Below are 20338 nucleotides of genomic sequence, written 5' to 3'. Positions count from 1 at the left end.
TAACTAAAACATTAAGAATACGATTATGAAAAAATGGTTTTTTTCCAAAAATGGCAAAATAACTGGGCCATTTACAGAAGTTGAAGCAAAAGAATTTTTACTCAGTGATGGTAACTGTTATGGATGGCACCCATCATTCACTCAATGGAAACCTGCAAGCAGCATTCCCGAATTTGCCGCCTTTGTTCCAGCAGTGACACCACCAGCTGAAATACCTCAAGCATTAATCGCCGAATTTGCAGCTAAAGATAAAGCATTACAAGCAAAAATACTTAGCATGGAAGAAAGCGTTATTTCTACCAAGGCCTACCTGCTTGAGTTTGAGCAAGAAATTACTAATTATAAAAAATTAACGAATAATCTAAATGATGAAGTTAAAAATAATATTAGTCCTTTTGAAAACAAATATAATTCGCTACAAAACTCATTTGACGAATTAGTTAGTGCGTTATCAATTGCTAAAACTGAAGTTAATGAAGCTGTTACTGAATTTAATCAACGAGTCAACAAACGGCTTGCTGAAAGCGGCACCGATACTAAAGCCGTTACCGCAGCTCCTGTAGCTAAAGATGCTGCTGTAAGTTCGGCAGCTTTATCTGTTGATAATGTCTCTGCAATCAGTGATCAAATTCAAAAAGCACTTGCTGAAAGCATGATGTCAGCAGTAGAAGACGTCAACAACTCAGAACTGACAGCGAAGAAATCGTTAGATCCTGTTGCCGTAGCACCTAAAAAAGCTAAAGCAAAAATTGATAAAATAGAATTCTCTGAAGACATCGCTGAAGATACTCAATCTGAAGCTGAAGAAAAAGCGGCTGGTCTATCTGGCGTGAGTAATATCTTCAAATCTGTCTTCAAGGGGGATCCTAAGACACCGCCAAAAAAGTCAGAAACGCCGGATGATGCAGATCAGCTGGTGAAATCAACGAATGCTAACAGCAATGATAAGAAAGCTACTGATAAAAAAGAAGAAGTTGTAGAAACTGAAGATGAAAAAGAAGCCAGAATGAGACGTCGTAGAAGACGTACACATTACATTGCTTCTTAACATTTACAGCTACTGAGGTAATGATACTTAACTGCTGATAGTTGCACCGAATTGAATATCAAAACGGCCTATTTATTAAATAGGCCGTTTTTTATTGAATCGAGTTCGTTGGAATAGTCGTAACAGAGGTGACTCAATGCAGTATTCAGCGACTCAACTTTCCGAGTTGAACATTTGCAATGATTACCACTGTAATCGAATACAAAAATGTCCGCTCACTGCTGCAATCACCTTGTAAATGTCGCTTGGATATTACTCACTGCATATGTTGGCAAAGGTTGCTTGAGTTAGCGTTTGCAAATCTGCTGGCGCCAATGAGATTTCTAAGCCCCTGCGACCCGCGCTCACGTACATGGTATTAAGCTCCTTGGCAGAGCTATTTATCACGGTTTTTAAACGCCGTTTTTGTCCTAATGGGCTCACTCCACCAAATACATAACCGGTGGTTTTTTCCGCTAGCCCTTTATCCGCCATGACCGCTTTTTTACCACCAAGAGCTTTAGCAAGTAATTTAAGGCTCAACATTGATGTCATGGGCACAACCGCAACGGCCAATTCCTTGCTGTCTATTGTAACCACTAAAGTCTTAAACACTTGGCTCGCTGACACGCCAAGTTTTTCTACCGCTTCATCACCATAGGACTGGGCATTACTATCATGCTCATATTCATAGATAGTGTGAGGAGTTTTATGTTTTTTGAGGGTGTTAATCGCTGGGGTCATAGTGTCTGTAATAAATCCGTAAATAAGACCACCTAATGCTGTGATCTTTTAGCTGTTAGTATCTGTGATTTGTTGATATTCAAAACTGGTAATTTCAAAAGGATTGCCATCGGGATCTGCAAAGTAAATTGACCAGGTAATTTCATGATCGCTTTCAGTATATTTTATCTTATTCTCAGCAAGTTTTTGTTTCCACATCTGGTAATTATTAGCATCCACCCCAAAAGCGACTGTGGTAAATTTAGGCTTAATACTTTCAAAAAGCGCTAAATGAATATCACCATGCTCGATAGTTAGCGGGCCGTCGCCTTGACTCCAAAAGGCTAACGCTTCGACCAGCCTAAAACCCAGCACTTGTTGATACCAAGCGAATGCCTTTGCCCTATCCCTGACATAAATATGAATATGGTCAACCCGAGTCAGTTTAGGGCCAGTTTGACTGAGTGTTGGCTCATTAGAAACAGACATATTAACTCCGATTAATCCACGTTGGTGCACCAAACTCAGTCAATTGCTTATCGACTAGCACAATTGCATCATCATCTGAACAACACAGCAATGCTTGCTGTTTAGCTAATGGCAGCGACTTAAACAGTGATTGCGTTTGTGCGTCATTAATCTCTGTGGCCGATAGGTGCGGCACAAATAAAAATGGCACTAAGGCTAAAGCGCTGGTATCAATTAATCCCACTTGATTACTATCACCACATAAAGGCGCTGTATCAATTGATGGCGTCATTATCATCGCCCCAGCACTGATCCCAATAATCGCAGTACTAGTTCCTGCACTGTGTTTTACAGGACGATCAATTCTAAGGCGATCAATTTCCGGGCTATCTTGACTTATATCACCCAGTGCCAGTTGATAGAGTAACTTATCTAGCCCACGCTGCTTTAACCAGTATAGGAAACGATAAGTATCGCCACCGGATAAATATATTAGCCCTGCTTGGCGTAAAATACGTTCCGACTCGGTGGTATAGCCATCTTCAAGATCAATATAGTTAACCTTGTCAAAGCCAAGGCCCTTAAACATGGCAGCTACTGGCGCAAAATAGCTTCGCTGAGCATCTGGCTCAGATGCTATATAAACTACGCCAGCTTGCTTTTCAGCAATCGACAATGTCGCCACCATAGCTGCTATCGCTTGCTGGGATGCTATTGATGTTGCATCACTTAATAATGCTAATTTCATTGATCTTGTAAGTCCGTTTACTGTTTTGCATTTATGTCACATTTTGCCGAATAGCTAGACTGCTTAGTCGTCTGCTAAAGCATCAAACTGCTGTCTTTTCTCGTCCATAAACTGCTGCATCGCTGCAGGATCTTGCATCAAATGCGCCATTTGCGACATCACTAACATGTGTGGGGCATCTTGCTGCTGAAACATCGCCATAGCGTGCATTTTACTTTGCGCGACCATTTGCTCGAATGTCTCTGCGCGAAATACTTCATCACAAGCGCCACCAAGCTGTTTACAGGTCATTGTTTTCATCATTATCTCTCTTTTTAAATTATTAAAATTCTGTTGTATTAAGCACTTTGGCTTGCATAATGTTACCAAGGGTAAAGCAACAAATAAATTTGATTAATAATCAAACCCTAGCTGCGCTTTAATGCCATCATTAAAAGCGTGTTTTATCGGTTGAACTTCGGACACTGTATCGGCAAGTTCAATGATTTCACGATGGCAGGCACGGCCGGTAATGATAACATGTTGCATGGCTGGGCGATTTTTTAACGCATTCAGTACCCGCTCAACCTCTATGTAGTGATAGCTCACCATATAAGTTAACTCATCTAATAGCACTAAATTAACTGACTCATCTTGTAAGAGTTTTTCAGCTTCAAGCCAGACTTCCATCGCCGCTTGAGTGTCTTTTTCTTTATCTTGGGTTTCCCAGGTAAAGCCTGTGCCCATGACATGAAACTCAACCCCTGCGCCTTCTAACAGATTGCGCTCGCCACAGGCCCAAGTGCCTTTGATAAATTGCACTACTGCGGCTTTGTGTCCATGGCCGACGGCGCGAGCAACAGAGCCAAAACCTGAAGTCGATTTACCTTTACCGTTACCAGTAAGCACTAGCAAAATGCCTTTTTCATCTTGGGCGGCAGCAATTTTTGCATCAACCCCTTGTTTTACTTTTTGCTGACGCGCTTTATGGCGATCGGCTTTAGTGGCATCGATATTACTGGTTTGGCTCTGGCTTTCGTTTTGGTTTTCATTATCACTCATGAGAGACTTCCTGTTAATTTATCCATATCTAAATGCGCTTCAAGCACATCTGCTAATCGTTCTAATTGTTGTTCACGTATTTGGTTTATATCAATGCTTTTGGCTTGAGCAAGCCCTGCCCACTGCAATATAAGCTCACAGGCATCTGGGCTATCAAATAAACCATGAACATAGGTTGCCAAAATTTGGTTATCATCACTGAGTAGGCCTTCTGCGTACTGCGTATCACTCTGCTGTGATGTGAGACTGATAGGCGCTAGCAAATCTGCAGAAGTTAGCTTTTGAGTCACCCCGCAGTGAATTTCATAACCTTCAATGCTTGCTTTAGCTTCATTAAGCGCTAAGTGACCACTTACTTTACATAGGGTTTTATCTGCCGTCAGTGTGGTTTCAATGGGCAGTAAGCTTAAGCCTTTACTGCTACCTGCCACATCTTCAATGGCATCGGGGTCATGAATATATTGGCCTAACATTTGATAACCACCACAAATGCCTATGACTTTACCGCCATAACGTAAGTGCTTATTAACCTCAAGATCCCAGCCTTGTTGACGCATAAATTCTAAATCTGCTCTGACATTTTTACTGCCTGGTAATATGATTAAATCCACTTTGGGGAAATCTGGATTACTGGATTGGGTTTGCAGGCTAAGATAATGAAACTCAATGTAAGGATTCAACCGTAAAGGGTCAAAGTCGGTATGATTACTGATCCTTGGAAAAACTAACACCAGCACTTTGAGCTTATGATTGATAATGGCTAAGTCCTTTTCCGAACCTGTGACTTTCCCATGGGAGTCAATCAGCGCATCTTCAGCATCTAAATGTAAATCATGTAAGTAAGGCAAAACCCCAAATACCGGTTTTTGGGTGTAGTTTTCCAGCCAGTCGATGCCAGATTGTAATAGGCTAATATCGCCACGAAAGCGATTAATCACAAAGCCTTTAACTCTTTGTTGCTCAGATCCACTGAGCAGTGACAAGGTGCCCACAAGGTGGGAAAATACGCCGCCTTTGTCAATATCAGCAATAATAATGACAGGGCAATCGACCGCTTCAGCAAAGCCCATATTGGCGATATCCCCTTCGCGCAAATTGATTTCTGCAGGGCTACCTGCCCCTTCAACTACCACCAGCTGATATTGCTGGGTCAAGCGCTCAAAAGACTGTAATACCGCATCCATAGCGAGGGTTTTATAGTTACGGCTTTCCGGGCCAAAAAAAGCTTTTGCCTCTAATGTGGTCAAGGCTTTACCGTGAATAATCACTTGGGAGCCAGTATCACTACTTGGCTTTAATAATACTGGATTAAAATCCGTATGCAGCGCAAGCTTACACGCCACGGCTTGCAATGCTTGGGCGCGGCCAATTTCGCCGCCATCTGCGGTAACTGCGCTATTTAATGCCATATTTTGTGGTTTAAATGGCGCCACCTTAGTACCTTGGCGAGCAAATACCCGACAAAGACCCGCAACTAGGGTGCTTTTACCCGCATCTGATGTGGTGCCTTGCACCATTAAGGTTTTAGCAGCTCCAGCTTGATAGCTATGGCCAGAACTGCCCGTATTGCTTGTGCTAGTTTTAGTTTGGTTTTTAATTTGCATCATGGTTGATTTTTATCTGTCATTTAAGCTGCTATGGCGTGACATTAGAGAAAGTGAATGAGGTATTGGCAGTGTTAACCATGCTTATACAATCGCTGTTGTAAGAATATAGCTTAGCCATAGGTTTAGCGTTTAAGCTCAACGGGTAAGCCTGCAACCACTAAGGTGACTTTGTCAGCGATTTTAGCAATAGCTTGGTTTAACCAACCGGCTTCATCAGCAAAACGACGGCTTAATTCCCCAAGTGGCACAATGCCTGAGCCCACTTCATTGCTGATTAATATCACCTGCGCTTCAAGAGTGGGTAAACATGCCAATAACGCCTGCTTTTGCTGTTGCCATAATTCATCAACACCATCACGGTGGGTCTCTTCACTGGCCACAAGATGATTAGTTAAATACAGCGTGAGGCAATCGACAAACAATACCGTATTCGGGGAGTCATATTTAACTAAGGTATGGGCAATGGCTAGCGGCGTTTCAACCAGCTGCCAATCAATATTTGAGTTATCTCTGTCTTGTTGGTGACGTAAAATTCGCTGCTTCATCTCATCATCAAGTGCGGTGGCGGTGGCGATATAGACGCAACGATGCCCTTGCAAAGCGAAAGGCTCAGCAAGGGATTCACCATAACGGCTTTTACCTGAACGGGCACCACCAAGCACCAGATGGATCATGCAGTTTTTCCTTTATTAACATTCATCTAAGCTAAAATTTTTACTTCAAAAATTTAATTTAGCCCTATGACTAAAATTGCGCCATAACACAGTAGTTCAGCAATCTGTTGTGCAGCGCCTAACGTGTCACCGGTATAGCCGCCAATTTGACGATTACCGCCCCATATCAAGGCTTGTCGTAATAACACTAATAGCAATAACAACCCAAAGGCGACTACGCCGTTTAAGCAGGCTAGTACCACAAAGCCACTTAAGCATAAAATCAATAAATCATTGATGTGCTGATGCTGCGCCAGAGGTTTTGATTTGCTGCCATCATCTTCAGTAACATATTGGCCTGAAAAGATAATGCTCCCTGCTAACACGCGGCTTAAACCATGGGCAACAACAATGGCGACGACCGCATTAATCGGGCTATAAAGGGCAATTTCGACTAACAATTGCCACTTTAATAATAGGCAAAGCACTAAGGCTAAGGTGCCATAAGTGCCTATTCTTGAATCTTTCATGATGCGCAGCTTGTCAGCAACTTTCCAGCCACCACCAAAACCATCAGCGGTATCAGCAAGGCCATCTTCATGAAAGCCTCCTGTGACTAATACGCCGGTTATCATCGCCAAGATCACTGCTACGCCATTAGGCAAAACAAACTGACTAGCCCAAAACACCGCTGCGCTTATGCTGCCAACAAATAACCCTATTACGCCAAAATAACGGCTAGCTTGATTAAGCTTTTCACTGTCAAACTCAACCCAAGCTGGCACAGGGATTCGAGTGAAGAAACTTAACGCAATAAGCAATAAATTCAGTTGTTTTTTTAGTGTACTTCCACTTTTAGGCGCTTGATAATCAGTTTCATCAGACTGATTTTTTGCCCCCTCAGATGACGACTGTTGCTCCATGACGTTTCCTTTAATTGCCTATCACAGCTAATTGGCTATCACAGCGTTAATATTTACTGCGTTATTTACTTCTCGATTTACTTCTCGATTTACTTCTCGATTTACTTCTCGATTTACTTCTCGATTCGCAGCGCAATTACACCACTGACTTTACGCCGGCATTTTCAAAACTAGCCATATCATTGTAGAAGTTCACCGCCGCTTCAATGATTGGCAGTGATAGCGCAGCGCCTGTACCTTCACCTAGTCTAAACCCTAATTGCAATAATGGTTTAGCATCCATTGCGGCGAGCATTTTAATATGGCCTTGCTCATCTGATTGGTGAGCAAAAATTAAGTAATCTTTTACATCAGGGTGTAATTTAACTGCGGCTAATGCCGCTGCGGTTGCAATAAAGCCATCAATAACCACCAGCATCTTTTTCTCAGCGGCCGCTAAAATAGCGCCTGTCATTTGCACAATTTCAAAGCCGCCAACACAGGCAAGTACATTAACCGGATCGGTAAATTTACTTCTATGCAGGTTAAGCGCTACACCCAATAACTCGGTTTTAAGAGCAAAGGCTCTATCATCAATCCCCGTACCTCGGCCGACACACTCTTTAATATCTAAGCCTAATAATGCGGCCATAATCGCCGCAGCTGACGAGGTATTGCCAATGCCCATTTCACCAAGCGCAATCAGGTTACAACCTGAATCATAGTGACGTTGCACCACTTCACTTGCATAGCTAAAGCCATCTTTAACCGCTAATAAACTCATGGCCGCTTTTTGATGAATTGCTTGAGTGCCATTGCCTAAACGATGCTGAGTAATACGAGGGTCATCAACTGGCTGCAACATGCCGCAATCAATCACTTCAAGGTTTAAACCCATTTGACGGCAAAAGACATTAATCGCAGCGCCGCCATTGGCAAAGTTAGCCACCATTTGTTGAGTAACTTCACTGGGGGCAATCGATACCCCATGAGCAGCAATACCATGATCGCCAGCAAACACCAACATAGCAGGCTTATTAATACTCAACTTATGCCTAATATTGTACTTTGGTTTCATATTAGCTTGTGGCGTTAGTTGCACTTGCGCAATCTGCATTGCTAGCGTTTCGAGTAACCCTAGCGCCCCTAGCGGCTTAGTTTTCTGATTAATTTTATGCTGTATTTGATCATCAAATTTATGACTAACTGGATCTACCGCAAACATCCCTTACTCTCCAAAACTGCAATCTCATCGACGATGACGTAATACAAAAAGAAAAAATACACTACCAATTGCGGCAGTGATAATACCTACCGGCAACTCTTGGTTGCCTAATAAACAACGGGCTAATACATCAATCCATACCATAAATATGCCGCCGACTAATGCCGTCATCATAATAGGTTGTTGCCCAGGATAGAGCAGCCGCACGGTATGAGGGATCATCAAGCCAACAAAGCCAATGCCGCCGCAACTTGCCACCAGCGTGGCGGTAATTAATGAACACAAAATAAGCATTGCTAAGCGAATTTTGGCGACGTTAACCCCTAAGGAGTGCGCCGTTTCATCCCCCGCTTGAATGGCTAATACCTGACGCTTAAAAGCTAAAATAATTAATATGCTGCAAACTACCACCACAGATGGGATAACCAGGCCTGCCCAGCTAGCTTTAGCAAAGCTGCCCAAACTCCAAAATAATACTGAAGCCGCCGCTTGAGGGCTTGAAAAATACAGTACCAAACTGGTTAGCGCGCCGAACATGAAAGAGGTGGCCACCCCAGACAATAGCATCCGCTCAACTTGGCTAGCACGACCAAAACCAGATAAACCTAATACCAACAGCACAGATAAACTCGAACCAATAAAAGCGCCAATTGGTAAACTAATGGATGACCAAGACCACCAGGCATCATTACTGAATAAGCCTGAACGTAAAATGGCATTGGCAAGATGACCAGAAGACTCTGCTAACCATTGCAGCACTAAGCCTTGGCTGCCAAAAAAGCTCAGCACTAATACCGCCCCAAATGACGCCCCAGAGCTAATACCAAATAAATAGGGATCCGCCAACGGGTTACGTGTCACCGTTTGCAATACACTGCCCGCAAGCGCCAAACCTGCGCCTGCCACAAAGGCTAAAATAATTCTTGGAAAACGCAGCTCAAACACAATCCGCTGCGTTAGTGAATCTGTTTCACCTGTACCTAATGCCAAATTAGCAAACAAGCTAACGACCTGTTCAAAACTGATATTAGCAGCGCCGAAACTTGCCGCGGCGATTGGAGTAACTAAGGTCACTATGGCAGTAACAAACAGCAGTAGCTTATGCTTAAAACTTAAACTCATCTGCTTTGCTAGCTTCACTGATTGTGTGGCATCAATGGCTGTCATTTATCGCCCTGCCCGTGGTTTGATTGGCCATGTTTTTGTTCAGAGCTTGGATATGCGTTTTGCTGCGAGCTTTGACAAGTGTTTTGATTAGCATTGTCATAATGACTTTGATAACCATAAAAGTAGGTAATTAACGGTTTACCGTGCTGTGGGTGACTTGATATTTGGCAGCAAACATCAAACACGTTCCCCAAAATGGTTTCTGTTAATACTTCATCAGGTAAACCTTGAGCGATGCACTTTCCTTGATCAAGTAACAGCAATCTATCGCACATTGCGCTGGCTAAATTAAGATCGTGAATAGAGGCAATCACGCTAATGCCAAGTTGCCTAACCAACTCAAGAATTTGGATTTGATAGCGAATATCTAAATGATTAGTCGGCTCATCAAGGATCAATAACTGCGGCTTTTGCACGATAGCCCGTGCAATTAATGCCCGCTGTTTTTCACCGCCAGATAACTGCTCATATTGCTGCAAGGCTTTGTGCTCAAGACCCACTTTAGCCAGCGCCTTGGCAATATCATCTGCATCTGCTTGGGTATTGGTTTCAAAAAGTCCTTTATGGGGCGTTAAGCCCATAGAAACCAGTTGATGGGTGGTCATATCAAAATAATGGGGTGACTCTTGCTGCACTACGGCAACCTTAGTGGCCAATTGTTTATGAGAAAAACCATTAATATTGTCGCCAAATAAGCTGATTTTGCCAGCATCAGGGGTGATATAGCGATACAAGCAGCGCAGTAAGCTGGATTTACCCGCACCATTAGGGCCAATAAGCCCTAGCATTTCACCACGTTGCAAGGCAAAACTGACTTGAGAAAGGATCTCATTGTCTGCAACTGACCAGCTTAGCTGATCAACTGTTAATGCCGCAGTAGTCAAGATACTACCCCTGCGGTTATCCAAGAGGCATGTTTAGCCACATCAGGGGTTTTAATACTGATCACGATACAAACTCCGCCTGAGTTACCCGCTCAAGTTGTTGTTAGGTGCTGCTAATTCAGCAAGAAAAACTAAGCTAGGTATCTGACTTAATGGCATTCATTAATCACTTATCTTACAAGTGATGAGATGCTATTTTACAGTTGCGGGTACAGTTCGAGCTAAACAGCATTTAGGCTAGTTCTCGATTCCCTACTCATTTAGCGAACCGCTTGATACTGGTGTTGCTTAAAGCATTTCACACAAGCACTCAACTGCAGCTAAATTGACTTAATTTGAAATTTTATTGCACTTAATAAATGCGGCTTATATTGTACGGTATATCTGCCTAAGTGAAGTTAGTTTTTTCTGCTAATTTTAGGCTAAAACTAATTATTCCAGTTTAAACGATAGACGGGTTTAGTCGATTTATCATCAGCTTCAGGCCAAAACACATCAATGGTTACCGTCGCGGCATAATCTATATTCAGTTGTCCATATAGCCCTTTACAGCGCTCAAGCCCTAACACCAAAGCGATAATATGACGGATAACTCCACCGTGAGTCACTACCAGAGCAGTGGCTGATGCTGTTGCCTTAGCACTATTAGCCTCAGCAGTATGAGCTTCAGCCAAGTTGTAAGCTTGCAAGGTTATTTGCGCAAAAGCCTGCGCCACCCTTTGTTCAAATTCAGCCATGGGCTCAGCTTGGGGCGCGCCATGCTCCCAAGGGTTATCCCAATAGGCATCTAACGCTTTAGCGCTATGCTGATAAAGCTCTGCAAAGCTTTTTCCGTCCCACAAGCCAAAATCAATTTCCTGTAATTGAGACATTATCTCAACCTGTAAAGCTAAATCAGCACTCACTTGGTTTAACTGCTGCGCTAATTCAGCGGCAAACGCATGGCAGCGCACCAAAGGCGAACTGTATAGCTGCAGTGATGGCAAACAACCTAATAGCCCTAGCTTAGCCGCACTCTGGTGCATGTTCGTTAGCCCCAAATCAGTTAGCGCCACATCGGTTTTACCCCGCAAAATACTGTCGCCCTCACATTGGCCATGGCGTAACAATATTATCTTAGCTTGCTTCATCTAAGGAGACTCCATCGGCCGTTTCAATTGGCTTATGTTTTTAGTGTGAGCAATGGGCTTGCTCTTACAATCTATTTAAACGTATTATGGACGTCTATACGTTTAAATGTCCAAACAAAATATTTTAAGATGAATTTTATTACAGGGAATTTCGCATTATTCTGCCCTATAAAAGCATAAATAAAGGTATGCTTATTTCATCTAAAACCGTTAACACAATCCACTAACTACTTAAGTTAGCGTGTTATTTAACGCTCGATTAAGTGATTAGCATAAAAGCAATTAAGGTAATACGTTATGGCGAAGTCGACTTCCTACAGTCAGGTACTTGAACAACTTACAAATACGCTAAAACAGCGCATAGTTATCCTCGATGGTGCCATGGGCACAATGATTCAAGACTACAAACTGGAAGAAGCCGACTATCGTGGTGAGCGTTTTAAAGACTGGCACTGTGACGTAAAAGGCAACAACGACATGTTGGTGCTAAGCCAACGCCAAATCATTAAAGATATCCACACTAAATACCTGTTAGCGGGTGCTGACATTATTGAAACCAATACCTTTAATGCCACCACGATTGCTATGGCCGATTACGACATGCAGTCGTTGTCAGCAGAAATTAACCTTGAAGGCGCCAAAGTTGCCCGTGAAGCCGCTGATGACGTTACTGCGCAAACGGGTATTAAACGCTATGTTGCAGGGGTGCTTGGGCCAACCAACCGCACTTGCTCTATCAGCCCAGATGTTAATGACCCAAGCTTTCGTAACGTCAGCTTTGACGAGTTAGTCGAAGCCTATGTTGAGTCAACCACCGCATTAATTAACGGCGGCGCTGATATCATCATGGTCGAAACCATCTTTGATACCCTCAACGCCAAAGCCGCATTATTTGCCATCGAATTAGTGTTTGATCAAATTGGTGATCGGCTACCTGTAATGATTTCAGGCACCATTACTGATGCTTCAGGTCGTACCCTAACAGGGCAAACCACCGAAGGCTTTTACAACTCACTGCGCCATATCAAACCATTATCCATTGGCCTTAACTGCGCCCTTGGCCCAAAAGAGTTGCGTCCCTACGTTGAAGAGTTATCACGGATTGCAGAATGTTATGTTTCTGCCCACCCTAACGCTGGCTTACCTAATGAGTTTGGTGGTTACGATGAAACCCCAGAAGAAATGGCCGAAGTGATCAGTGATTGGGCACGGGAAGGCATGCTCAATATTGTGGGTGGCTGTTGTGGTAGTACACCAGCGCACATTAGTGTTATTCGCAATGCCGTTATCAGCCATGAGCCACGTGTCATACCTGATATTCCCGTTGCCTGTCGCTTATCAGGGCTTGAGCCATTAACCATTGATGGCAACTCATTATTTGTTAACGTCGGCGAGCGTGCCAACGTCACAGGTTCAGCCAAGTTCCTGCGCTTAATCAAAGAAGAAAAGTTTGAAGAAGCCCTAGATGTCGTGCGTGAGCAAGTTGAAAACGGCGCACAAATCATCGATGTCAACATGGATGAAGGTATGCTTGATGGCGTCGAGTCGATGAAAAAGTTCTTGAACTTAATCGCCTCAGAGCCTGATATTTCTCGGGTGCCTATTATGATTGACTCATCAAAATGGGACGTGATTGAAGCTGGCCTTAAATGCGTTCAAGGCAAGTCGATTGTTAACTCCATTTCGATGAAAGAAGGTGAACAAGCCTTTATTCAGCAAGCCACCTTAGTGAAACGCTATGGCGCAGCCGCTATTGTGATGGCATTTGATGAAGATGGCCAAGCCGATACCCGCGCCCGTAAAACCGAAATCTGTACCCGCGCCTATCGCATACTGGTTGATGTGGTTGGCTTTGCCCCAGAAGACATCATTTTCGACCCGAATATATTTGCCATTGCCACCGGCATTGACGAGCACGATAACTACGCCGTCGATTTTATTGAGTCCATTAAAGACATTAAAGCCACTCTACCCCATGCAATGATTTCTGGCGGTGTGTCAAACGTCTCGTTCTCGTTTCGTGGTAACAACCCAGTCCGCGAAGCCATTCATGCGGTGTTTTTATACCACGCGATTCAAGCGGGCATGGACATGGGTATCGTTAACGCAGGTCAGTTAGCCATATTTGATGACATCGACAAAGACTTAAAAGAAAAAGTCGAAAATGTGGTACTGAATTTACCTTGCCCCGTTGCCGACTCAAGCAATACTGAGCAACTACTAGATGTTGCTGAGCGTTTTCGTGGTGACGGCAAACAAGTGGCTAAAAAGGAAGACTTAGCTTGGCGTAGTCTGCCAGTTAATGAGCGCTTATCCCACGCCTTAGTGAAAGGCATTACTGAGTTTATCGACCAAGACACCGAAGAAGCGCGCGCCGCTGCCACCCGCCCACTTGATGTGATTGAAGGGCCATTAATGGATGGCATGAACGTGGTCGGTGACTTATTTGGCTCAGGCAAAATGTTTCTGCCGCAAGTCGTTAAATCAGCCCGGGTAATGAAAAAAGCCGTGGCTTATTTAAACCCATACATTGAAGCGGAAAAAGTTGAAGGTCAATCAAACGGTAAAATTTTAATGGTTACCGTAAAAGGTGACGTGCACGATATTGGTAAAAATATTGTCGGCGTGGTGCTAGCCTGTAATGGCTTTGAAGTGTTCGACCTAGGCGTCATGGTGTCAGTTGAAAAAATCCTTGAAGCCGTAAAAGAGCACAATATTGATATTATTGGTATGTCAGGGCTTATAACCCCAAGCCTTGATGAAATGGTGCATAACGTCAAAACCTTCCACCGAGAAGGGTTAACCATTCCGGCGATTATTGGCGGTGCAACCTGCTCGAAAATTCATACCGCAGTAAAAATTGCCCCACATTATCCACATGGTGCAATTTACATTGCCGATGCCTCGCGCGCAGTGCCTATGGTGTCAAAACTGGTAAATAACGACACTCGCCAGCCCACCATTGATGCAACCTATGCTGAATACGACATCATGCGTGAAAAGCGGTTATCACAAACCAAACGCAAAACCATAGTGTCAATTGACGCTGCCCGTGAAAACCGCTGTAAACACGATTGGGATAACTACACCCCATTTAAACCGAACAAATTGGGCCGCCAAGTATTTGATGATTACCCACTAGAAGATCTAGTGGATCGCATCGATTGGACGCCGTTTTTCAGAAGCTGGGAGCTGCATGGTCACTTCCCTGAAATTTTAGATGATAAAATTGTCGGTGAAGAAGCCCGTAAGCTCTATGCCGATGGTAAAGCCATGCTTGCAACCATCATCAGTGAAAAGTGGCTTACTGCCAAAGCGGTCATTGGCTTATTCCCTGCCAATACCGTCAACCATGACGACATTGAGCTATACACAGATGAAACACGCACCACGGTTGAAATGACCACCCATCACTTGCGGATGCAGCTTGAACGTGTGGGCAATGACAACTTCTGTTTATCTGATTTTGTCGCGCCAAAAGACTCAGGCGTCGCCGACTACATGGGCGGCTTTGCTGTTACCGCAGGCCACGGCATTGATGAACATGTGGCACGTTTTGAAGCCAACCATGATGACTACAACGCCATTATGCTTAAGTGCCTAGCCGACCGTTTAGCTGAAGCCTTTGCAGAGCGTATGCATGAACGGGTACGTAAAGAATTTTGGGGATATGCTGCTGATGAAGTGCTTGATAACGAGTCACTCATTCGCGAAAAGTACAAAGGCATTCGTCCAGCACCTGGTTACCCAGCCTGTCCTGATCATACTGAAAAAGGCTTGTTATGGGATTTACTAAAACCCGATGAAACGATTAACCTTAATATCACTGAAAGTTATGCCATGTTTCCAACCGCTGCGGTATCAGGTTGGTACTTTGCTCACCCGAAATCACGTTACTTTGGGGTGACCAATATTGGCCGCGATCAAGTTGAGGATTATGCCAAGCGTAAAGGCATGACTTTGGCTGAAGCGGAGAAGTGGTTGGCACCCGTGTTGGATTATGATCCTGAGTAAGAGTGACCCTGAATAGAGAGTGATCCTGAGTAATCATAAGGTTACTCTTTAGGTTTCCAAACTTCGTTTGGATTATGGCGCTGCCATTTCAGCCTAACGGCTGATTAAAGTCGTGGCGCTTCGCCCACACCAGACGAAAGGGAAACAACAGCATTTCCCTTTTCGATATCCCTTGCCGCCCCAACCAAGTTATTCTTTCAAAGCGAATAAGCTTCATACTCCAATCCTCATGTTTAAAATAAGACCTAACGGCTCAGATGGGTATCTGAAGTAAATGGATTTACTCATGTCGCAGTAGAATGGATGCTAAAGCGCGACCATGTCCCGCCGAGCCTTAGCCATCATCCTGATGGCTACACGGTATTTTTATCTGCGTATTTCAGCAACTTGAAATGGGGGATATTGGAGTCTGCGGCGGTGTTTGGATTAGTTTATTCTGACCCACCATTAACTATTGGTGTCTATGTACTTAGTGATGACTGAGTTTTTTCATCACTCGTTTAAGAGAGCTTGATTTCATAGTCAATCACTGTGCTGTTCCGTTCCGTATAGCTCCAGCACTTAGAATACAAAAAACATAAATCAACCGAAAGTAGGTTTATTGTGGTTGTAAAGTAATCAACATCTAGAATGTTAGCATTTTTAATGCCGTAATTTATTCCTATACATCTTAAGTAAACATAGGCTTAGTTATCTAGTTTCAAGTGATTAATGCTAATAGACTTTGAAATTGAATTTTTAGCACATTCGCTAATGCTCCTTTTTAAGTGAACTAGAAGGATTTATGTTCAAGTCCTACCTATAATTTTAGTGTGTGTGTATAGGGGTAAACATAAATGAATACTCAACAGCTTGCTTATCTGCTTGAATTATTGCATGCCAATACTTTCTCGGATCAGTGGTTCAATCCAATGTTAGATGAACTACGAGGGATGACAAATAGCGGTAATGCCTTCTTACTTGAAAATCCAGGTGCCCAATCTGCTAATTTATCTCTTTCAGACGGTAATAGTGGCAATAAAGAATTGATGAATGAATATTCAGATGTGATAACAGACGATCCATTTTATCATTTTACTGAGCAGTTTCCTCATGAACAGATTATTAAGTTAAATAGCGATGTTTACAAGCAGATTCAGCAGCATCCTATCAGGGGCTATTATAAGTACTTGGACAGCCGTTATGTTTGTGCGACAGTTATTGATACTAAACAGTTTATGATTGCATTTGCGATTAATCGGGGAGCCCTGCAAACGGATTATGATGCTGATGAAGAGTGTTTATTACATCAACTTATTCCGCATATTAAAATCGCTTCAGAAAATCGCCAGAATCTTTTATTTCTACAAAATCGAATGGATAATATCAGCCAAGCATTGGAATCCTCAGGTGATGCGGTGGCTATTATCGATTGCAAGGGTGTACTACATCACTGCTCAACCTCATTTTATAATTGCCTGCAGCAACAAAAGTTACTTGCTACCGACATAGGACACCTGCAGTTTCGTTGTCCACGACATCATGATTGGTTAGTTCAAACCATTAGTAAGGTAAACCATTTTCAACACTTTGAAGGTCAGGTTCTACGCCTTTCTAGCATACCGCTACTTGAACTACAGTTAACCATGCTTAAGTCGATGGGTGACGAGCCATTATTTTTACTTAACTTAAAAACAGCCTCCGATATTCCACAGTGGTGGCGACTAGTGTATCAATTTACCCCAAAAGAATTGCTGCTTATTGATCAGCTATTAACAGGCTTAACTCTACCGGAAATAGCGGATCAACAGCAGGTCAGTCATAACACTTTACGTAGCCATCTTAAACATATCCTTAGCAAAGTAAATTGTAGTTCGCAAAACCAGTTGCTAGTCACTTTATTGTCATTGCAATAATCAATTTCTCCAGCTACCTCAGTATAAAACTCCTTATTTCACCTAACCTCATCCATTTGGATGAGGTTAGGGATTGAGTTTCCACCTAAGTTGTAAAGTGAGCGTAGTAATATAGTTTGCTCATTAAAATTTAGAATGGTGAAACCATTCATTCTATGAGGAGTTAATCAAATGAATAGACTCTACCAGTTGATACTTGCCATTTTGTTCTCAATAATTATTCTCGGCTGCACGGATAGTCATGACGATGAGAGTATTGATACGAGACAGAATACCGAGCAATTACAAACAATATCTATATTAGGTGTAACATCTTTTTATCGATTGAGTGATGAGATATCCCTTTCGGCAGTTGGTTATGATTCTACAGGGGAGGTGTTAACAAATATTGAGTTCATTTGGAGTTTAAACGGCCTTGAAATAGATGTTGAAAATTCCGAACAAGTGTCCTTTTTCATTGGTGAACCAGGAATGCATACAATTTCGGTTCATTCCAAAGCTGGAGACTTTTCTACTTTAAGCTTATTGAATGTCGTGGAGGATAACTATTTTACTATCGGGGATGTCAACAATGACGGAACTGTTTCAGAAATAGATTTAGATATGTTGTCTAATTACCTTTCTGGGCTTATTGAACCCTCTGAAATTGATATTGTAAATTCAGATATTAATTTGGATGGATATGTTAACAAAGATGATCGACTCAACTTGGATCGCCTTATCCGTGAAGGTTTATTAGTCTTACCTGAAATTTATGAAAATACGATAAATTTGGCAGGGAATATCACGCTATCTCATGAGAGACTGATAGATAAAGCCGAAAGTATTCAGTTGTCTGTGGATGATAAATTATTATCCGTATTCGTACCATTTCCTGGTTACGGTATGGCTTATTTACCACATGATATTTTTGTGGAAATCATGGGAAAAGAGATTGAAACAAACTTGATTGTTGATGGGGAAATCATACTGTCTAAAAATATAACAGTTGCCTCTAATTCTATCGTAAACGCAGAAAGTTTAAATGTCGAATCTATCATTGCAGAGGTGAATAGCATTGTAGATGAGCAAATGAGCATTATTAACAATAATGAGCATTTTCCGGAGCCTCTAGTTGAGTTTACCAGTGAGGTACTTTCAATATATGCCGCTAAAATGAATATGTGGGCACAAGAAAATGAAAACGTAAACGATGAAACCTTATCCAGTTTAGATTTGATTACTATGAAAGAACCAGCGGATAAAACCTCACTTGAAAAGAATACTTCGCCTGCTTATTTAGGACTGGATAACGAAGAACCATTTCTCTTACAAAATGGATCAGCATCCTGTCCACCTCCCGCGATATGGGGAAGTAATGTCCAGGCTGAAAATATGAGACGTTTAAATACATTAGCAGATAAGGCTGAAGAATTATGTCGCGAAATACTCAAAGGTGGACGCGTAAATGACTTAAGCGCCGCATTCGTATGTATGGAGCTAGTTCCATCAGTGCCTTTAGGGTGGGAAATATGGTCTAAATTGTTACCAAGAGTTAAAGTGGGTGGAAATTCTCTAGGTATAAAAGTAATAAAAGATAGAGAGTTGTCACTGATTGATGAGCCTAATGAATTAGGTTTTTTTGGTACATTAGAAAATACAAATGTGTGTAGAGATCAAATTCCTGAATTGGCCAAATTTGGTGTAGATGGCATCATTGATTTTATATCTATTATAATAAAGAAAAATTTCAAGCTTGAAGGCTTGCAACACTCCGCAAGGGTGAAGGGGTTTGTGGATAACTACATTAATACTGGTGGTACCTTAGATGCAAAAAATTCGAATGAGCTTTCAAAGTGGGTAACGAATCAAAGAGGAATTAAAGGTTTAAAAGGGTTTTTTGACATACTTAATCGTTTCAAGAATACACTGGCAAACAAGCTTGCTGCTGTCTGCTCCGATATTACGCAGTCTTTAGAACTCAATCCTAATATTAACGGAATAGAGATTAAGATTGATGCGTGTGCTCTTTCTTACGAGCAACTAAAAGGGCCGAAAGCAACGGTTAATAATCCTGATAATTTAGGTGATACATTTAGATTTCCTTATCCAGACAATTGCTTAAGTAAAAAGGAAGAAAGTGAATACCAGTTTACTTTGACCATTCCAGGGAATGGCTTCTGGGACATTTCAAAGAGTTTAATCAGAGGGAAGCATGAATTTAATTTGAAAAAAGATTATTTTTGCGGTGAATGGCAATACACACATCAGTTCGATTCAGTTACGGTGGATACAATTATTGGCCCCGATGGCAAAGAATTATTACTTTTCGGGAGTGATTTTCAATGTGATGCCGAAGAAGTCAAAACTATTGTCGGAAACATCCAAGTAGAACAGCTATGGGCAGAGGGACTCTATGAATTTACGCAAATAGAAAACGATGTATTCGTAGAAGAAACTTCAACCAAGGTATCCTTTACTGACAGCGGTAAAATTGAATTTCTAAATATAAGTGATGATTACTCTAGAAAAAGGCTTGTTAATGGTATTTCTGTAGAAGAGATAATGTTTCTTGAGCCATTTAATCTCAGTTTTAAAGATGAAATATTAGAGTATAACTCTGAGTGGCGATTTATAGAATGGTCGACTATTGAAGGTAAGAAAGTCTTGACCGGCAGTTGTTATGGTACTGCCTCTGCTGAAGGATATAGACAGGCACTATAAATCATATACATGTTAAAGTGGGAGCGAGTCGGGAGGGTACTTTACTGGTTTTAATCGGTAATAACTGCGCTGCTCGAGGGTGTAACAGATTCTGTGTAACTGCAATTTAGTTAATATGCTTCACAATTCTGTCTTCGAACTCAATAATAAA

17 protein-coding genes and 1 riboswitch are annotated in these 20338 nt (G+C 42.2%); of the genes, 5 read left to right on the top strand and 12 right to left on the bottom strand.

Features of this window, described 5'->3' with window-relative positions; all coding sequences use genetic code 11:
* Positions 1 to 25: 25 nt before the first annotated feature.
* The gene (locus tag Q4533_RS07770) at positions 26 to 1048 is read left to right on the top strand and encodes a DUF4339 domain-containing protein (protein ID WP_102476307.1); all 1023 of its coding nucleotides are present in this window, start codon (positions 26 to 28) and stop codon (positions 1046 to 1048) included.
* Between the two features lie 252 nt (positions 1049 to 1300).
* Here the strand turns inward: Q4533_RS07770 and ybaK are convergent, their stop codons facing one another.
* The 12 genes from ybaK to Q4533_RS07710 all read right to left on the bottom strand — a co-directional run bounded on the left by ybaK (position 1301) and on the right by Q4533_RS07710 (position 11575).
* On the bottom strand, positions 1301 to 1771 hold the full coding sequence (ybaK, locus tag Q4533_RS07765) for a Cys-tRNA(Pro) deacylase (RefSeq protein ID WP_102520138.1): 471 nt from the start codon (positions 1769 to 1771) through the stop codon (positions 1301 to 1303).
* A gap of 48 nt (positions 1772 to 1819) precedes the next feature.
* Positions 1820 to 2239 (bottom strand): VOC family protein, encoded by a 420-nt coding sequence (locus tag Q4533_RS07760; protein WP_102531049.1) that lies wholly within the window; start codon positions 2237 to 2239, stop codon positions 1820 to 1822.
* 1 nt (position 2240) lies between these two features.
* Complete coding sequence (locus tag Q4533_RS07755; RefSeq protein ID WP_303502551.1) at positions 2241 to 2966, bottom strand: Type 1 glutamine amidotransferase-like domain-containing protein; 726 nt, start codon at positions 2964 to 2966, stop codon at positions 2241 to 2243.
* Positions 2967 to 3029: 63 nt separating this feature from the next.
* Entirely contained in the window at positions 3030 to 3269 is a 240-nt protein-coding gene (locus Q4533_RS07750; RefSeq protein ID WP_198589317.1) for a hypothetical protein, read from the bottom strand.
* Positions 3270 to 3359: 90 nt separating this feature from the next.
* The gene (gene cobO, locus Q4533_RS07745) at positions 3360 to 4007 is read right to left on the bottom strand and encodes a cob(I)yrinic acid a,c-diamide adenosyltransferase (protein WP_303502550.1); all 648 of its coding nucleotides are present in this window, start codon (positions 4005 to 4007) and stop codon (positions 3360 to 3362) included.
* Positions 4004 to 5524: a cobyric acid synthase gene (locus Q4533_RS07740; RefSeq protein ID WP_303502578.1), complete on the bottom strand. Its 1521-nt coding sequence runs from the start codon at positions 5522 to 5524 to the stop codon at positions 4004 to 4006. The genes cobO and Q4533_RS07740 overlap by 4 nt, the downstream gene beginning before the upstream one ends.
* 212 nt (positions 5525 to 5736) lie before the next feature.
* Positions 5737 to 6288 carry a bifunctional adenosylcobinamide kinase/adenosylcobinamide-phosphate guanylyltransferase gene (gene cobU, locus Q4533_RS07735; protein ID WP_102438667.1) on the bottom strand — a complete coding sequence of 184 codons (552 nt, stop codon included), beginning with the start codon at positions 6286 to 6288 and terminating at the stop codon, positions 5737 to 5739.
* A gap of 53 nt (positions 6289 to 6341) precedes the next feature.
* Complete coding sequence (locus Q4533_RS07730) at positions 6342 to 7190, bottom strand: adenosylcobinamide-GDP ribazoletransferase (protein ID WP_303502549.1); 849 nt, start codon at positions 7188 to 7190, stop codon at positions 6342 to 6344.
* Between the two features lie 136 nt (positions 7191 to 7326).
* Positions 7327 to 8394 carry a nicotinate-nucleotide--dimethylbenzimidazole phosphoribosyltransferase gene (gene cobT, locus Q4533_RS07725; RefSeq protein ID WP_102438672.1) on the bottom strand — a complete coding sequence of 356 codons (1068 nt, stop codon included), beginning with the start codon at positions 8392 to 8394 and terminating at the stop codon, positions 7327 to 7329.
* Positions 8395 to 8418: 24 nt separating this feature from the next.
* The gene (locus Q4533_RS07720) at positions 8419 to 9516 is read right to left on the bottom strand and encodes an iron ABC transporter permease (RefSeq protein WP_241904041.1); all 1098 of its coding nucleotides are present in this window, start codon (positions 9514 to 9516) and stop codon (positions 8419 to 8421) included.
* Between the two features lie 41 nt (positions 9517 to 9557).
* On the bottom strand, positions 9558 to 10445 hold the full coding sequence (locus Q4533_RS07715; protein ID WP_102438676.1) for an ABC transporter ATP-binding protein: 888 nt from the start codon (positions 10443 to 10445) through the stop codon (positions 9558 to 9560).
* A 117-nt stretch (positions 10446 to 10562) separates the two neighbouring features.
* A riboswitch (cobalamin riboswitch) is annotated at positions 10563 to 10735 on the bottom strand.
* A 138-nt stretch (positions 10736 to 10873) separates the two neighbouring features.
* Positions 10874 to 11575: a histidine phosphatase family protein gene (locus Q4533_RS07710; RefSeq protein WP_102520145.1), complete on the bottom strand. Its 702-nt coding sequence runs from the start codon at positions 11573 to 11575 to the stop codon at positions 10874 to 10876.
* A gap of 297 nt (positions 11576 to 11872) precedes the next feature.
* Between Q4533_RS07710 and metH the strand changes: the two genes are divergently transcribed.
* The 4 genes from metH to Q4533_RS07690 all read left to right on the top strand — a co-directional run bounded on the left by metH (position 11873) and on the right by Q4533_RS07690 (position 20187).
* On the top strand, positions 11873 to 15589 hold the full coding sequence (gene metH, locus Q4533_RS07705; RefSeq protein WP_303502548.1) for a methionine synthase: 3717 nt from the start codon (positions 11873 to 11875) through the stop codon (positions 15587 to 15589).
* Between the two features lie 303 nt (positions 15590 to 15892).
* On the top strand, positions 15893 to 16072 hold the full coding sequence (locus Q4533_RS07700; protein WP_303502547.1) for a hypothetical protein: 180 nt from the start codon (positions 15893 to 15895) through the stop codon (positions 16070 to 16072).
* A 353-nt stretch (positions 16073 to 16425) separates the two neighbouring features.
* The gene (locus Q4533_RS07695) at positions 16426 to 17484 is read left to right on the top strand and encodes a helix-turn-helix transcriptional regulator (protein ID WP_303502546.1); all 1059 of its coding nucleotides are present in this window, start codon (positions 16426 to 16428) and stop codon (positions 17482 to 17484) included.
* A 171-nt stretch (positions 17485 to 17655) separates the two neighbouring features.
* On the top strand, positions 17656 to 20187 hold the full coding sequence (locus Q4533_RS07690; RefSeq protein ID WP_303502545.1) for a dockerin type I domain-containing protein: 2532 nt from the start codon (positions 17656 to 17658) through the stop codon (positions 20185 to 20187).
* Positions 20188 to 20338: the final 151 nt, after the last annotated feature.

Source organism: Shewanella sp. 6_MG-2023, assembly GCF_030547195.1.
Taxonomy (GTDB): Bacteria; Pseudomonadota; Gammaproteobacteria; order Enterobacterales; family Shewanellaceae; genus Shewanella.
The sequence above is the reverse complement of the archived record's forward strand: the minus strand, read 5'-3'. Positions and strand labels throughout refer to the sequence as shown.

What these genes read in the sequence shown, in the direction of transcription:
- Q4533_RS07770 (WP_102476307.1), top strand. Translation starts at nt 26, where the DNA reads ATGAAAAAATGGTTTTTTTCCAAAAATGGCAAAATAACTGGGCCATTT.
- ybaK (WP_102520138.1), bottom strand. Translation starts at nt 1,771, where the DNA reads ATGACCCCAGCGATTAACACCCTCAAAAAACATAAAACTCCTCACACT.
- Q4533_RS07760 (WP_102531049.1), bottom strand. Translation starts at nt 2,239, where the DNA reads ATGTCTGTTTCTAATGAGCCAACACTCAGTCAAACTGGCCCTAAACTG.
- Q4533_RS07755 (WP_303502551.1), bottom strand. Translation starts at nt 2,966, where the DNA reads ATGAAATTAGCATTATTAAGTGATGCAACATCAATAGCATCCCAGCAA.
- Q4533_RS07750 (WP_198589317.1), bottom strand. Translation starts at nt 3,269, where the DNA reads ATGATGAAAACAATGACCTGTAAACAGCTTGGTGGCGCTTGTGATGAA.
- cobO (WP_303502550.1), bottom strand. Translation starts at nt 4,007, where the DNA reads ATGAGTGATAATGAAAACCAAAACGAAAGCCAGAGCCAAACCAGTAAT.
- Q4533_RS07740 (WP_303502578.1), bottom strand. Translation starts at nt 5,524, where the DNA reads ATGGTGCAAGGCACCACATCAGATGCGGGTAAAAGCACCCTAGTTGCG.
- cobU (WP_102438667.1), bottom strand. Translation starts at nt 6,288, where the DNA reads ATGATCCATCTGGTGCTTGGTGGTGCCCGTTCAGGTAAAAGCCGTTAT.
- Q4533_RS07730 (WP_303502549.1), bottom strand. Translation starts at nt 7,190, where the DNA reads ATGGAGCAACAGTCGTCATCTGAGGGGGCAAAAAATCAGTCTGATGAA.
- cobT (WP_102438672.1), bottom strand. Translation starts at nt 8,394, where the DNA reads ATGTTTGCGGTAGATCCAGTTAGTCATAAATTTGATGATCAAATACAG.
- Q4533_RS07720 (WP_241904041.1), bottom strand. Translation starts at nt 9,516, where the DNA reads ATGAGTTTAAGTTTTAAGCATAAGCTACTGCTGTTTGTTACTGCCATA.
- Q4533_RS07710 (WP_102520145.1), bottom strand. Translation starts at nt 11,575, where the DNA reads ATGAAGCAAGCTAAGATAATATTGTTACGCCATGGCCAATGTGAGGGC.
- metH (WP_303502548.1), top strand. Translation starts at nt 11,873, where the DNA reads ATGGCGAAGTCGACTTCCTACAGTCAGGTACTTGAACAACTTACAAAT.
- Q4533_RS07700 (WP_303502547.1), top strand. Translation starts at nt 15,893, where the DNA reads ATGCTAAAGCGCGACCATGTCCCGCCGAGCCTTAGCCATCATCCTGAT.
- Q4533_RS07695 (WP_303502546.1), top strand. Translation starts at nt 16,426, where the DNA reads ATGAATACTCAACAGCTTGCTTATCTGCTTGAATTATTGCATGCCAAT.
- Q4533_RS07690 (WP_303502545.1), top strand. Translation starts at nt 17,656, where the DNA reads ATGAATAGACTCTACCAGTTGATACTTGCCATTTTGTTCTCAATAATT.